This window comes from Rossellomorea vietnamensis (assembly GCF_001305855.1).
GTDB lineage: Bacteria > Bacillota > Bacilli > Bacillales > Bacillaceae_B > Rossellomorea > Rossellomorea vietnamensis_A.
The window spans coordinates 75,322-89,320 of the sequence record NZ_LIXZ01000005.1 but is presented as its reverse complement, the minus strand read 5'-3'; the positions used below and the strand labels follow the sequence as shown (position 1 = coordinate 89,320).

Sequence of the window (13,999 nt, the reverse complement as noted above, 5' to 3'; positions counted from 1 at the left end):
ATTTTAATGGCAAAATAACGTTGGAGGCTTAAATGTTCATTTAAGCCTTTTTCTTATGGTCCTTGCTTTTACAGACTATATAAATGAAGAAAGAGAAACATAGTACCAAAAGAGGTAAAAATTACATATATTATGACAAATAAATTTCTTTTTTAACATATTCAATACTTCACGAATCCATTACAATAGAAGTATACCTTTTTAAAGGAGCGATTTTCTTGTCAGTTAAGTTCAAACAATCATTTTTCTGGAGCGGGCTCCTCATCATTGCCTTCTTCACTTTATATACTATTTTCCGCACGACGAATGTCCAGTCCAGTGAAAAACCTTTAACCGCCGAGGAGAAATATCCAACAGTGTTCGTGCATGGATATAAAGGTACATATAATTCCTTCAGGACCATGTTGGACCGTTTTGAAAACCAACATGGGTGGGGTCAAAAAACGTTGGAAATTACAGTATCAGATTCCGGCAGTATTAGATACAAAGGGAATCTCCCTAAAAACCCGAGTTCTCCCCCACTTGTGCAAGTCATTTTTGAAGACAATCGTGCTTCCTTGGATAAACAGGCCATTTGGCTTGAAAATGCCATGAAGCTGCTACATCACCAATTCGATGTTTCTACAGTCAATATCGTCGCCCACTCAATGGGTGGCCTTGCTTCAACACAATATTTAGAAAACACCAGTAATGAAACATTTGTTCCAAAAACCAATAAGTTCATTACGATTGCCACTCCTTTTCAGGGAGTCACGAAAGAATCTTATGGTCAAATCAATACTGGTGCTGCTGTGATTGATTTAAAGCCTGGATCTCGCGCATTGAAGAAAATGTATCTTAATCGTCATTTGATCCCTTCAGAAATAAACGTATTATCCATCGCTGGTTCAGGTGATGACGTGGTAAATGTACAGAGTGCACTAGAGAGTCGATCATTTTTCGAGAAAAATCCTTTTCAGTCCAAAATAGTATATGATCCATCGATTTCTCATAGCGGATTACATGAAACGATGAAAGTGGACCGTCTTGTAGGAGATTACCTATGGGGCAAATAGTTCAAAAGCCTTTCCCCTCTTCGGATTGAGGGGATTTTTTTATGCAGTTGCGTAAACGCCCGTAACGTTCTATACTACACAAGACTAAACCAATAGGTTAGGATGAGTGGAATGACAAAAGAAAAAATCGTAAAAGCAAGTCCCAAATACATACAACAATTTCTAAAAGGGTTTCCTCTTTTAAATAAAGAAAATGTCTCTACATCGATGGAAAATGTACAGGACGGTGACATCCTCAAACTGGTAGATACCCATGATCGCTTTATTGCAAAAGGGTACTTTGGACTTCAGAATAAAGGAATCGGCTGGCTTCTGAGCTGGAAAGAACATGAAGAGATAGATAAGGAGTTCATTTATAAAAAGATTCAGGCCGCCATTAATCAACGTCTCCATTTCTACTATAGTGAAGATACAACTGCATTCAGAGTGTTTAATGGAGAAGGTGACGGTTTCGGGGGGATAACCATTGATTACTTTGATGGATATTATCTCATTCAGTGGTATTCAAAGGGTGCCTATTCTTTTTATGAAGAAGTGATGGAATCGTTACGGGAATTAACCGAATATAAAGGGATTTACCAGAAGAAAAGGTTCGCTCAGGAAGGTAAATACGTGGATGAAGATGATTTTGTCGAGGGTACACGCCCTTCCTTCCCTCTCCTCGTGAAAGAAAACAGCGTACAATTTGCCATCTATTTAAATGATGGAGCAATGGTGGGGGTATTTCTCGATCAACGCGAAGTGAGAAAAAGGATTCGTGATGCATACTCAGATGGCAAGAGGGTATTGAATACCTTCTCCTATACCGGTGCATTCTCAGTATATGCTGCACTAGGCGGCGCCTCCCTCACCACAAGTGTAGACCTTGCAAATCGCAGTTTAAGCAAAACGATTGAACAATTCAGCATAAACGGAATCGATTACGAGGCTCAAGACATCATTGTCGAAGATGTCTTCAAGTATTTCAAATATGCTGTTAAAAAACAGCTCTCATTCGATGTGGTGATATTAGATCCACCAAGCTTTGCCCGATCTAAAAAACACACATTCAGTGCTGCGAAGGATTATAAAGATTTGTTAAAAGAAGCGATTGCCATCACTGAAAAGAATGGGACCATCGTGGCTTCCACAAATTGCAGTACCTTTAATATGAAAAAATTCAAAGGGTTTATAGATACGGCATTCAAGGAAACCAATGGGAAATATAAAATACTCGAAGAATACACCCTTCCCGAAGATTTTAAAACCCTCAGTCAATACAAGCAGAGCGATTACTTAAAAGTCGCTTTTATACGCAAACTATAAAGGATGGGGACGGACTTTCTTAAGGTCCGTCCCTCTATTAAGAGTAAATGACAGAATACTCTGTCATTATTTCCTCGGAAACCGCAAGAAGCGACATATACACTGCTTTTCCTGATGAAAGATATCGAATAAGGAGGTTTTATGATGAATAAAGCTGTTTTTCTTGACCGTGATGGTGTAATCAATGAGGTGAAAACCAATAGAGTCGGCTTCGTCAACCGACCAGATCAGTTTTATTTCCTGGAAGGAGTCCCCGAAGCAATAAAGGCCTTATCCCAATCGGGATACCTTCTTTTTGTCGTTACAAATCAAGGTGGCGTTGGTTTAGGCTACCTTTCCCACGAGGACCTGAACTCCATCCATGATTATATGGTAAACGAAATCGAACAAGCAGGCGGATTCATTCAGGAAGTTTCCTGTTGCACTCACATACCCCATGCTGGTTGTTCATGCAGAAAGCCCGAACCCGGGATGCTTCTTGAACTGGCGGAAAAATACAGCATTGATCTTGCTGGATCCTTCATGATCGGCGATCGTGATGTAGACATAGAAGCAGGCAAAAAAGCTGGATGTAACACCATATTACTACATGACAGCTCCTCACCAACATATAACGCTGATTACATATTTCCTGATTTATTGAGCGCTTCTACATTCATCCTCCACATGAAGGAAGGTTAATGATTGTTCGGTTATCACATTCGAACAATTAGTTATTGCACCTTATGAGTCCACCTATTAAACTTAATGAGTGATTCTTTTTTTATGTAAAAAGTCATGGAAATATCATTAAATAAGGATTTAAGAGTTTCAATCAAGGAGTGTGATGAGATGAACCTGCTCGGTAAAGGGATCACCCGCTGGTATAAATGGATCATTGTGCTATGGGTGATGATAGCGGGGGTATTCGCATATTTTGCAACAGACTTACCCAACATTTTAGGAGGGGATGGTTTTAGAACAGACGGACAATTCGAAAAAGTGAATGATGAATTGACCGATTCTTTTCATTTTCCCGAGTCGTCCATTTTGCTGCTTATGGAAAAGCAGGATTCCCAATCTGCAGAAGGTTTCCATGCATCGATTAAGAAAACGATTGAAAGCATAGAAAACTTGGATGTCACATCTTCTATACAATCTCCATTACAAGATGAAAAATTATTGAAAGACGACGTGGCGTACGCCGTTTTATCCTTCGATCAGTCCGATATCACAGATGAAACGAATGAAATCAAAGCACTAATGAAAGATAATCCAGGCCAATCCTTGACCGGGGCATCCATTATTAGTTCAGACATTAATAAGGCCAGTCAGGATGATTTGAAACGGGCCGAATTGATAGGATTACCTTTCGCTCTCATTGTCCTGTTATTCGCATTCGGCTCCGTTGTTGCTTCCATTGTTCCTTTAATCATCGGAGTGGTGACGGTTGTTACGGCATTCGGGATTCTCGCCCTGATTGGCGGCAGTATGGAATTATCCGTTTTCCTGCTGAATGTAGTCCCAATGATCGGGCTTGCCCTGAGTATTGACTTTTCTCTTCTGTTTATAAACCGCTATCGTGAGGAACTCGCCACGAGATCAATACCGGAAGCCATCCATACCACTATTCAAACTGCAGGAAGATCAATCATTTTCTCAGCAGTATGTGTATTCATCGGTTTAGGAGCCATGCTGCTCATTGAAATCGATATCTTCCAGACTATTGCGATCGGAGGCATGGTAGTCGTCATGCTTGCAGTAGTTTCTGCATTATCACTACTCCCTTCCGTTCTTTTGCTCCTCGGAAAGTCCATTAATAAATGGATGCTGATCAAACAGAAGAAAAATGGCCACGGAAAATGGAGGGTATTTGCCGGGTTTGTCATGAAAAGACCTGTCATTCTGGCCCTGCTCGCTCTATTTGTCTTAGTGATCGGCATATTGCCTGTCCGGTCCATGAAACTTGCCATTCCTGATACAGAGACATTACCTGCTACATTTGAATCCCGTCAGGCGATGGATACCATTCAGGAGGAGTTTAAAACAGATAAAGGCAGTACGGTATATGTGATTGCCAAACGGGAGAATGGCTGGACCACCAAAGCTGGATTGGAAGATTTAAATGAACTCCTTTCAGATTTCTCCCAGGAATCAGATGTGACTTCTGTGGACTCTATCTTTAAAGCCACTAACATCGACTCTCCGGAAAAGTTATTAGAGGCAATTCAACAGCCCGACTCCAAGGAGAAAATCGACCCTGCACTGAATCAATTGATTCAGGGAGACAAAACCCTGATTCCTGTGCACTTGTCATTGGATTCATCATCATCCGCTGCTCAGGAACTGGTGAATGAATGGAGTCACAAAGAATGGTCACACCCCCTCCAGTTTGGAGGACAGGTGAAATTCAATCAGGAAATCTTTGATGAGATTTATCAAAAAGTAGGATTATGCCTGTTTATCATTTTAGGTTCGACTTACCTGATTCTGATGATCGCATTCCGCTCCATCATCATTCCATTAAAGGCCATTTTAATGAATATTATCAGTCTTACATCAACATTCGGAATCTTAGTATGGATATTCCAGGGAGGACACTTTGGAATCCCGGAATCGGATATTGCCCTTGTGCTTCCCGTGTTGGTATTCAGCCTTGTTTTCGGCCTTAGCATGGATTATGAGGTGTTCCTCATTTCCAGGATTCATGAAATTTATCAAGAAACAGGTGACAACACACGTTCTACCATTGAAGGACTTGCTTCAACGAGTAAAATCATCACCTCAGCCGCTCTAATCATGATCGTCATAACGGGGGCTTTCGCCTTTACAGGTGTGATGCCCGTCAAGCAGATCGGGGTTGGGATTGCCATCGCCATTTTCATTGATGCAACCATCGTCAGAATGATTTTGGTCCCCTCGCTAATGATGCTCCTTGGTGACTGGAACTGGTGGATGCCTTTCATGAAGAAGGAAAGACAGGTAGTAAAAGTCCATAAAGCCTCTTAACCTGCGAGTATTGAAATATTTCCTGCTGATTAAGATCCAAACTGAATGATTAGTAGACACCCTGATTTCAGGGTGTTTTTTTATGAATCCCGGTCCGTTTTATCGTTTTCAAATTAGGGAATTCTATGATAAAGTACTATGGAGCCAGTACGAACGGGAGGTATTAGATGAACCAGCAGGAATTACTACAAATTATTCGGGATCACTATCCATTTGATGTCCTATCAGGTGAACAGCTGGATTATATTATTTCCGGTTCTACATATACGACTTTCAAGAAAGGTGAATTTCTCTTTCATGAAGATGAAACGGTTGAAGAACTGGATATTTACTTCCTTGTCTCAGGACTTGCCAAGAATGTCCTGCACCGGTCCAGTGGAAAGCAATATTCTCTCCGCTTCTATTACCCGGGTGACTTGATTGGCATCATGATCATGCTGACGAGTGGACAAATGACTTTTTCAGTCCAGGCTATTGAAGATTGTACGGTTTTCAGGATTCAGAAAGACCGGATTTTAGAAATCATGACCAAAAACAATGATTTTTCAAAAATCATATTTGAAAGCATCGGCAATCGGATGAAAACCCTCTACGATGAAATTAAAGTAAAGTCAGCCACTGAAAGCGATGATGAAAACATCAATCTATTTCGCACAAAAGTCCATACTCTCATGGACAGCCCTACTTTCATTGATGGTCATGCTACAATCCTTGATGCAGCCACAAAGATGAAAGAACAGGACACGTATGGGTTAGTAGTGGTGGATCAGAATAAAAAAATGCTTGGCATCCTTACGCAACGGGAAATCCTGTCTTATATTACCAATCCAAGCACCTTTGATAAGGTGAAAGACTGGATGAAGGAAAAGCCTTTCTGGATCAGGGATGAGTCCTTCGCTTATGAGGCACTTTCCTACTTTAAACATGAAGAAGTGGATTTCGTCCCCATCATTCGTAATGATGTAGTGGTAGGGATTCTAACCAGTACTTCATTTCTCAATATACAGGATTCGAATTACCTGGATCTTTCTTATAAAATCCAAAAGGCCTTGACGAATGAAGAGCTGGTCGAACTGGCTACGGTAAAGAGCGAGACGTTCCAACAGTTCATCCAAGACCTTCTTGCACAAGACAGCTTTGGATTCGATATTTGTGAAGTGATATCAAACTACAATGATCGGCTTCACCGGAAAATCATTCAATTAAGCGAAAAAGAAATGCGAAAGGAAGGGTTCGGTTCTGCCCCAATCAATTATTGTTTCATAGTCATGGGCAGTCAGGGCCGCAGTGAGCAAGGATTCCATACTGATCAGGATAATGGGATCATCCTTGATGATTATAATCACTTATCAGATCTTAAAAAAGTTGATCTCTATTTTCAGGCCTTCACCGAAAAGCTGAATTTAAAGCTTGCTGCATGTGGTTTCCCTGAATGTACAGGTGGGATCATGGCGAAGGAACAAAAATGGAAGAGATCTTATACGGACTGGAAAAAGGCGATTGATCAGTGGCTCCACGAAATGGATGCACAGGAAATCCAAAACATCACGATGTTTTATGACTTCCGTCCGATTTACGGAGACTATTCCATCGCAGAAGAGATTCGGAATTACCTGACTGAAAAATCGAAACGATCACTGAATATGCAGCAACTCTTACGAAAAGACGCCCTTCGTTTCAAACTCCCCGTTGGTCCATTGGGCCGGGTAAACCTGAAACCGAAAAACCATCTATTCAATATTAAAAAGTCGGGGCTCTTACAAATCGTCAACATGATCCGGATCCATTCGGTAAAGTATGGGATAAAAGAAGTGAACACAATCAAAAGGGTACAGGCACTGAAAAAGTTACAAGCCTTTCACCCCAGGGATGCCGAAAACGTAAAAACGGCCATGCATATCCTCCTTTCCTTGAGAACGAAACAGAATCTCCGTGAACTTAGTGAGGGAAAGCCTTTAAGTAATGACATCGATGTCCGCACCCTTTCAAAAGAGGATCGTCAAAAATTAAAAGAATCCATCCAGATTGCCAATCGACTGCAGTCGGTGATGGAAATCAGTTTCAATAGGAACCGGGTGGTTTAATGGATAATATAGGTATTAACGTAGGCTACAGGATACTCAAGTATTATTTATGGCAGCAATTCATCTTCCGTCATCAAGTCAAGCGGGAAAAAGAAAAGCTTTCCTACCATAAACTGTCCCGTGGCCTTAAACAATTTGAAGAAGAAAAACCGACTCTTCAAAAAAAACATCTCTTCCATTGCACCTTTACGATTTTCGACCTTGAAACGACTGGATTTTTTCCTGAAGTGGGAGATGAAATCATATCGATAGGTGCTGTAAAGGTGACAGAAGGAAAAGTTCAAAGGGACGATTCGTTCTATCAGGTGATCGACCCCCTTCAAACGGTGTCCAGGGAAACGAAGAGATTCACTGGCCTGAGGCGTAAAGATTTTTTACATGGTGTGACGCTGCCCATTGGGCTGGAACGGTTTTTAGAATTCAGCAAAGGGACGATCCTGGTGGCCCATCCCGCTAGTTTCGACATCAATTTTCTTCAAAAAAGGATCAATAAGTGGGAGCTCCCTTCTTTCGATCCTGAATTTGTCGATTCCTTTTCACTTGCCAATAACTTACTCGGCAGGGATGATTGCTATTTGGATGTTCTCATAAAGAAATTCGATATTCAAGATCGGGCCCGCCATCATGCTTTAAATGATGCGATCATGACGGCCGAGATTTTTGAACAGCTTTTGAAACTCTGTTATCAGCAAGAAGTTCATACGATCCGTGGGTTACATGAATTCCTGCTTCAGGAATCGGGCTGATAATCTATGGAACATGAAAAACCGCATGAGGAAACACCTCATGCGGTTTTTTTCATATTATCGAATTTGTCCAGTTCCATGCATCATATACTTTACAGTTGTTAACGCTGGAAGACCCATCGGTCCCCTTGCATGGAGCTTCTGAGTTGATATCCCAATTTCAGCACCGAATCCTAATGCTCCCCCATCGGTGAAACGTGTGGATGCATTATGATATAAAGCAGCGGCATCCACGAGCATCATGAATTTTTTCGCCGTTTCATTGTTTTCAGTCACAATCGCTTCTGAATGTTTGGTGCCGTATTGTTCGATATGATCCACAGCTTCGTCCAGGGAAGAAACCACTTTAACGGCAATATCAAGACTTAAATATTCGTTTGCCCAATCTTTTTCCCCTGCAAGTTTTGCCTCTTTGATCACTTCAACCACTTTTTCGTCCCCATGAATGGAAACCTTGTGATCTTTCAGTTTTTCAACAAAGGCGTCCTTATGTTCATCGAACCATTTCTCATGAAGAATGACGGTTTCAGCTGCATTACAAACCGCCGGTCGATCTGTTTTGGCATTGATGATGATGTTCAATGCTTTTTCCAGTTCAGCGTCCTTATCAATATAAATATGACAGTTCCCTACACCTGTCTCCAGGACAGGGACCGTTGCATTATTGACGACTGCGTTAATCAATGCCCCGCCACCACGGGGAATCAGCACATCAATATGTTCTTTCATTGTAAATAATTCACTGGTTGCCCCGCGATCTGTTGTGTTGATGAATTGTACGGCATCTTTTGGAATATCTGTTTGCTCCAATGCCTCATGCATAACGTCCACAATGGCTTTATTCGACGTAATGGCATTCGATCCACCTTTCAGGATGATGGCATTACCTGATTTTAATGCAAGACCTGTAGCGTCCACCGTCACGTTCGGGCGGGCCTCATAAATCATTCCGATGACACCAAGCGGAACCGTCACTTTTTGAACTTGCAGCTGATTTTCCAAGGTCCAATCAGAAACCACTTTACCAGTCGGGTCTTCCAGGTCAGCCACTTGGCGTAGACCGTTTGCGAAGTCTTCAACACGTTCTTTAGAGAGAGATAAGCGATCCATAAAGGCCGCTTCAAACCCTTTCTCTTTGCCTCTTTCAAGATCTTTTTCGTTCTGCTTCAGAATGGACCCGTAGTTTGCTTCTAAATGGTCGGCAAGAGTATGAAGGGCTTTATTTTTTTGTTCCGTTGTCAGCATGCTTAGTGTTTTAGAAGCTTTTTTAGCCAAAATCGCCTGTTTTCTCACATCGGTTTTTTCTACAGTTAAAGTCATCAAATACCTCCTGATTATTTTGAAAAGCTTTAAGCTTAAATTTATCCTTTAAGTCAATTACAGTATTATTATATTGGAATCCATTACACCCCTACTGGAATGGGAACTTCAACATGACATACAAGCTGATCAATTTCTACCGCGATTTCATCGGCTTTTATGTCTATAGGGTTCTTCAATTGGCCTGAACGATAGTTGACCATTCCAAGACCGACTTCTTCGTTGCGGTTATCGAGGATGCGAACGACTGCACCCTTATCAAAGCGGCCTTTCACAGTATAAATATCATCGATGGTCAAGCTTTCTTTCTGCTCCAAGATGCGGTCTTTCGCATCTGCATCGATTGTGATTTCACCTTCAGGACCCGAATTGAACGCAATCCATTGCTTTTTGGAATCGAGATTGACGGAATCTTCCGTCGATTCGAAATAGGTTCCTTTAGCCGTATGTTGAACAGCATCATAAATGATGTTAGAATGCCCGGATTTACCAAGGAATGCAGGGATGCCTGATGCCATTGTAATCTTAAATGCATCGATTTTCGATCTCATGCCGCCAGTACCGACGGAACTACCAGGCTCTCCCGCCATATCTTCAATATTTTCCGTGATTTCAGTCACATTCTCAAGCAGTTCCGCATCAGGATTTTTACGAGGATCTGAATCATACAGTCCATCAATATCTGATAGAATGATGAGTTGATCTGCATCCACGAGTGCTGCCACTTTTGCGGATAGTGTGTCATTATCTCCAAATTTCAATCGGTCTATCGTTACGGTATCATTTTCATTCACAATCGGAATAATCCCTCTTTCCAGAAGGACATTAATTGTGTTTCTGGCATTGTTATATCGATCTTCATCAGAAAAGTCACTACGAGTGATCAGAATTTGAGAAGCCACATATCCATTTGAAATTAACAGATCAGAATACGCCTCAATTAATAGTCCTTGACCAATAGCTGCTGCGGCCTGCTTCTCCGGTAACGAACTAGGGCGTGTCAAACAACCCAATTTACGATAACCTGCAGCGACAGCACCTGACGAAACAAGCAAGACTTCATGGCCGTCATCCTTTAAGCGGACAACCTCATCCACAAGGCGCTCAAGCTTCCTGCGACTCATTTCTCCATGCAAACTTGTCAATGAACTGCTTCCAATCTTAATCACGATACGTTTCTTATTTTGGGACATTCAATCACTCCTAGTAATAAGGTCCGTCCCTTGCCCCTCTTTCTATATGCAGGGACAGACCTGGATTTCTTGTATGGTTGGTAAAAAGATATATATGAGGTGTATGGTTTTCGTTGGGTGATTAGCTCGTAACTAATTCTTTGGACTGTAAGGATGAGCTGATTTCTTTCGAACGCTTTTCTGCTCCCTTGACAGCTTCTGAGATGGCTTTACCTCCACCGAACTGAGCTAATGCATCAAGTCCTGCAGCCGTAGTACCGTTTGGGGATGTTACATTTTCTCTTAGTTGAGTTGGTGATTCTTCTCGCTCCAGCATCATTTTGGCTGCTCCGAAAATGGTTTGAGCTCCGATTTTACGAGCCAATTTCGGGTCTAGTCCTGCTTCAGCACCCGTCTTTTCGATGTGTTCCATTAAATAGTAGAAGTAAGCTGGACCACTTCCCGCAATTCCGGTGAAAATGTCCATCTGACTTTCTTCAATGACGAATACCTCTCCGATGCTTGATAATAATTCTTCTGCATTCTCCATATCTTCTCTTGAAGTGAACCTTCCCGCACTGATTGCCGTTGCAGATTCCTTCAGCATACTTGACGTATTAGGCATGACACGAATGACAGGCTGACCTGCAGGTAATTGTTCTTCCATATGAGAAGTCGTGATACCTGCGAGTACCGACATGATCACTGTATCATTCCTGACCAAGTGATTGATCGAATCCAGTGCTTTATCGATATCCTTTGGTTTCATGGCAAGAATGAGGATATCTATTTCATTAAAGGGCAGATCGTCTTTTGTTATTGCACTGATATCATATTTAGCTTTCATTTCTTGAAGTCTTCCATAATTGCTTCGATTGGAAACAATGATTTGTTCAGCTGGGATCTTTCCACTCTGTACCGTTCCTGAAATCATTGCTTCAGCCATATTACCTGCACCCAGAAATGCTACCGTTTTATTATTTAACAATCATATCCACTCCTGTTCCTTATTTTATCGGAAGTTCTTCTCATAACACTTTTTTCGTTTTTAATTGAACATTTAATGTAAAGTTTAAGAACAAATATTAATATGATGGTTGTTTTATATCGCCAAAACCCTTGATTGGCGTGTGTTTTGTTCACAACGTTTATTATCGTAACATGCTGAAGAATGATATCAAGAGCAATAAAGGAAGTAGTAAGGAATTAGCCGAAATAGCTAGTGGAAGCGTTATCATTACCATTTATGTTATTCAGATTCCTTCTGAAGGCTCTAGATTGGCTGAGAGGGCGTATAATCAGAATTTATACTTTTAAGGTTTTGATAGAAAATGACTCGTTTTTTGGCTGTGACTCCTGTCAGCTCAGTTCCAAAGCGCGTTTTTAACAAGTCCATCCTCTAATCAAAAAAATCCCGTTAAGCATTCAATAACTTAACGGGATTGTCAGATTTATTCGGTTGAAGCTTCGTCTGAGTTTTCTCCACTCAGGAAGTCCTTTAAAGCTTGAATATTTTCTTCAAAGTCAATTTCAAGAACGGACCCCACTCCGCTGTAACTTCCATTCGTATATGAACCTTCTACCGGCAGGGTAAGCTTGTCCATGTCACTGGTGTTGCTAAGCAGTATATCTTTCGCGATCGAGATTTGATCCAGTTTACCCATATTCGTCTGAATATAGGGCTGAATGGATCCTGCCATCTTAGGGAGCTTTGTTACGCCTCCGATGGATAGGGCTTCATCTTTAAGAGCTGCAATCACTTTTTGCTGTCTTTCAACCCTTCCGAAGTCACCATTTTCATCATGACGGAATCTGGCATAGCCGAGTAATTCCTTACCGTTCAGGTTTTGGACACCTGGTTCCAGAGAAACACCGATATTTTCTGACATGGCTTTTTCAACATCCATTTCAATTCCTTTTGGTGCCAGGATGTCGACTGACTGTTCAAAACCTTTAAAGTCGACAATCATATAATACTGAATATCCAAATCAAAATTCTGTTTAATCGTCTTCCTGAGCAATTCAGGACCACCTAAATAAAATGCCGTATTCAGTTTGTAATTTTTATAACCGGGGATTTCTGCATAAATATCCCTCATAAATGAAACAAGCTTGGTCTCATTTGTTTTCGGATCAATCTGTGCGAGCATCATAGTGTCTGTCCTAGATTTCTTCTCGCCCCTGCTATCGACTCCCAATAACAATATGTTAACCTTCCCGTTTTCATCTTTTACTCCGTTGAATTTATAATCTTCCTGCATCTGGTCTTCACCAGCCATTTTATAACCACTGTAAAATTGAAAAGCAGCGTAACCGATCAAGCTGAAAATAAGGATTAATAATACCAAAATCACTTTTCTTCCACGTTTTTTCCTTTTGGACTTTCGATCTAGTCGGGACTCCATTTCTTCACCTACTTTTATGACATTCATGATGAACCGATGATAGTATGAGATAGTACTCTATACAATTGAAATTGACAATCACAGAATACTGGATAAACTAACACTTTTCTCCATACGGTCCACCCCGAGAATATAGTTTACCACAAATATCTATAAAAGTATTTAGTTCTTCCTGTCAAGAAATGGTCAACGGTTTATAATGGCCATCGGTTAATTTCATTATATTCTTTTCATCTTCCTTTTTGTACGAAATGATAAATGAAGTTGCGGGCCCGCTGGATTTATCCAAGTCATGCAAGGAGTAAACATCTCCCCTTTTCAACGGTTTCCCGACAAGCAAAGACAGTTCATGACGCACACCTTTTGACCCTACAGGTAATATATCGACGATAGAAGGATGTTGAATGCAGGTATGAAATAGATCCAATGGGGCGATGGAAGATTCATGTATCAATACTTCCTCTCCGACCAAAGGAGTTCCGATAAGAGCATATGAGAGACTTGGGTGGGGAAGATGAGGCGGCTCCTTTACCCTCATACCGATACAGGTTACGCCAAGTGCAGACTGGTTCAGATTGAAATTGGATTCTGAACTTCCGGTTAGAGGAATATCATCCATACCGAGTTCACTCAAACCCAGCCTGACCCCCGCGGCATACCTCTCCCATACGCTGTCTCCTGTAAAGTTCAACAATTGAACGGCCATTAGTCGGGCACCGGCTGATAAACATTCCATCACCGAGACTCGAAAACCGAAATATCCTACAATCTCAGGATCAACCTGTACCTCGTCCCCCTTTTTCATTCCGATTCCCCCACTGCAATCAGATGCTAGAATCAGTTCAAAATCTTCGTTTATGGAAATCGATAGGGCATCCCTAAGTTGAATCATCTCATTTCCTCCTTTCCTATATAAAGAAAGAG

The 13,999-nt window shown here is 41.3% G+C and carries 11 protein-coding genes; 6 read left to right on the top strand and 5 right to left on the bottom strand.

What is annotated here, in order from left to right; genetic code table 11:
* Positions 1–218: 218 nt before the first annotated feature.
* From AM506_RS07845 to AM506_RS07820, 6 genes are all read left to right on the top strand, one after another.
* Positions 219–1,055 (top strand): alpha/beta hydrolase, encoded by an 837-nt coding sequence (locus AM506_RS07845; protein WP_060671946.1) that lies wholly within the window; start codon positions 219–221, stop codon positions 1,053–1,055.
* 111 nt (positions 1,056–1,166) lie between these two features.
* Positions 1,167–2,360 (top strand): class I SAM-dependent rRNA methyltransferase, encoded by a 1,194-nt coding sequence (locus AM506_RS07840; protein WP_060671945.1) that lies wholly within the window; start codon positions 1,167–1,169, stop codon positions 2,358–2,360.
* 144 nt (positions 2,361–2,504) lie between these two features.
* Positions 2,505–3,041, top strand: coding sequence for a D-glycero-alpha-D-manno-heptose-1,7-bisphosphate 7-phosphatase (locus AM506_RS07835; RefSeq protein ID WP_060671944.1), 537 nt, complete (start codon positions 2,505–2,507; stop codon positions 3,039–3,041).
* Between the two features lie 150 nt (positions 3,042–3,191).
* A complete protein-coding gene (locus AM506_RS07830) occupies positions 3,192–5,348 on the top strand; it encodes an MMPL family transporter (protein WP_060671943.1) in 2,157 nt (718 codons plus the stop codon).
* 167 nt (positions 5,349–5,515) lie between these two features.
* Entirely contained in the window at positions 5,516–7,432 is a 1,917-nt protein-coding gene (locus tag AM506_RS07825) for a DUF294 nucleotidyltransferase-like domain-containing protein (protein ID WP_060671942.1), read from the top strand.
* Positions 7,432–8,178 carry a 3'-5' exonuclease gene (locus tag AM506_RS07820; RefSeq protein ID WP_060671941.1) on the top strand — a complete coding sequence of 249 codons (747 nt, stop codon included), beginning with the start codon at positions 7,432–7,434 and terminating at the stop codon, positions 8,176–8,178. Before AM506_RS07825 ends, AM506_RS07820 begins: the two co-directional genes overlap by 1 nt.
* Positions 8,179–8,235: 57 nt before the next feature.
* Here AM506_RS07820 and AM506_RS07815 read toward each other — a convergent pair whose 3' ends face one another.
* The 5 genes from AM506_RS07815 to AM506_RS07795 all read right to left on the bottom strand — a co-directional run bounded on the left by AM506_RS07815 (position 8,236) and on the right by AM506_RS07795 (position 13,967).
* The gene (locus AM506_RS07815; protein WP_060671940.1) at positions 8,236–9,498 is read right to left on the bottom strand and encodes a glutamate-5-semialdehyde dehydrogenase; all 1,263 of its coding nucleotides are present in this window, start codon (positions 9,496–9,498) and stop codon (positions 8,236–8,238) included.
* Positions 9,499–9,581: 83 nt separating this feature from the next.
* Entirely contained in the window at positions 9,582–10,691 is a 1,110-nt protein-coding gene (proB, locus tag AM506_RS07810) for a glutamate 5-kinase (RefSeq protein WP_060671939.1), read from the bottom strand.
* A 121-nt stretch (positions 10,692–10,812) separates the two neighbouring features.
* Positions 10,813–11,658, bottom strand: a complete 846-nt coding sequence (gene proC / locus AM506_RS07805) for a pyrroline-5-carboxylate reductase (RefSeq protein ID WP_082386274.1) — start codon at positions 11,656–11,658, stop codon at positions 10,813–10,815.
* A gap of 463 nt (positions 11,659–12,121) precedes the next feature.
* Complete coding sequence (locus tag AM506_RS07800; protein WP_060671938.1) at positions 12,122–13,075, bottom strand: LCP family protein; 954 nt, start codon at positions 13,073–13,075, stop codon at positions 12,122–12,124.
* A 175-nt stretch (positions 13,076–13,250) separates the two neighbouring features.
* Positions 13,251–13,967 (bottom strand): hypothetical protein, encoded by a 717-nt coding sequence (locus tag AM506_RS07795; protein WP_060671937.1) that lies wholly within the window; start codon positions 13,965–13,967, stop codon positions 13,251–13,253.
* Positions 13,968–13,999 lie beyond the last annotated feature (32 nt).

Bases quoted from the DNA above. Each gene is read 5' to 3' on its own strand.
- AM506_RS07795 (WP_060671937.1), bottom strand. From the start codon at position 13,967: ATGATTCAACTTAGGGATGCCCTATCGATTTCCATAAACGAAGATTTT.
- AM506_RS07815 (WP_060671940.1), bottom strand. From the start codon at position 9,498: ATGACTTTAACTGTAGAAAAAACCGATGTGAGAAAACAGGCGATTTTG.
- proB (WP_060671939.1), bottom strand. From the start codon at position 10,691: ATGTCCCAAAATAAGAAACGTATCGTGATTAAGATTGGAAGCAGTTCA.
- AM506_RS07825 (WP_060671942.1), top strand. From the start codon at position 5,516: ATGAACCAGCAGGAATTACTACAAATTATTCGGGATCACTATCCATTT.
- AM506_RS07800 (WP_060671938.1), bottom strand. From the start codon at position 13,075: ATGGAGTCCCGACTAGATCGAAAGTCCAAAAGGAAAAAACGTGGAAGA.
- AM506_RS07820 (WP_060671941.1), top strand. From the start codon at position 7,432: ATGGATAATATAGGTATTAACGTAGGCTACAGGATACTCAAGTATTAT.
- AM506_RS07835 (WP_060671944.1), top strand. From the start codon at position 2,505: ATGAATAAAGCTGTTTTTCTTGACCGTGATGGTGTAATCAATGAGGTG.
- AM506_RS07840 (WP_060671945.1), top strand. From the start codon at position 1,167: ATGACAAAAGAAAAAATCGTAAAAGCAAGTCCCAAATACATACAACAA.
- AM506_RS07830 (WP_060671943.1), top strand. From the start codon at position 3,192: ATGAACCTGCTCGGTAAAGGGATCACCCGCTGGTATAAATGGATCATT.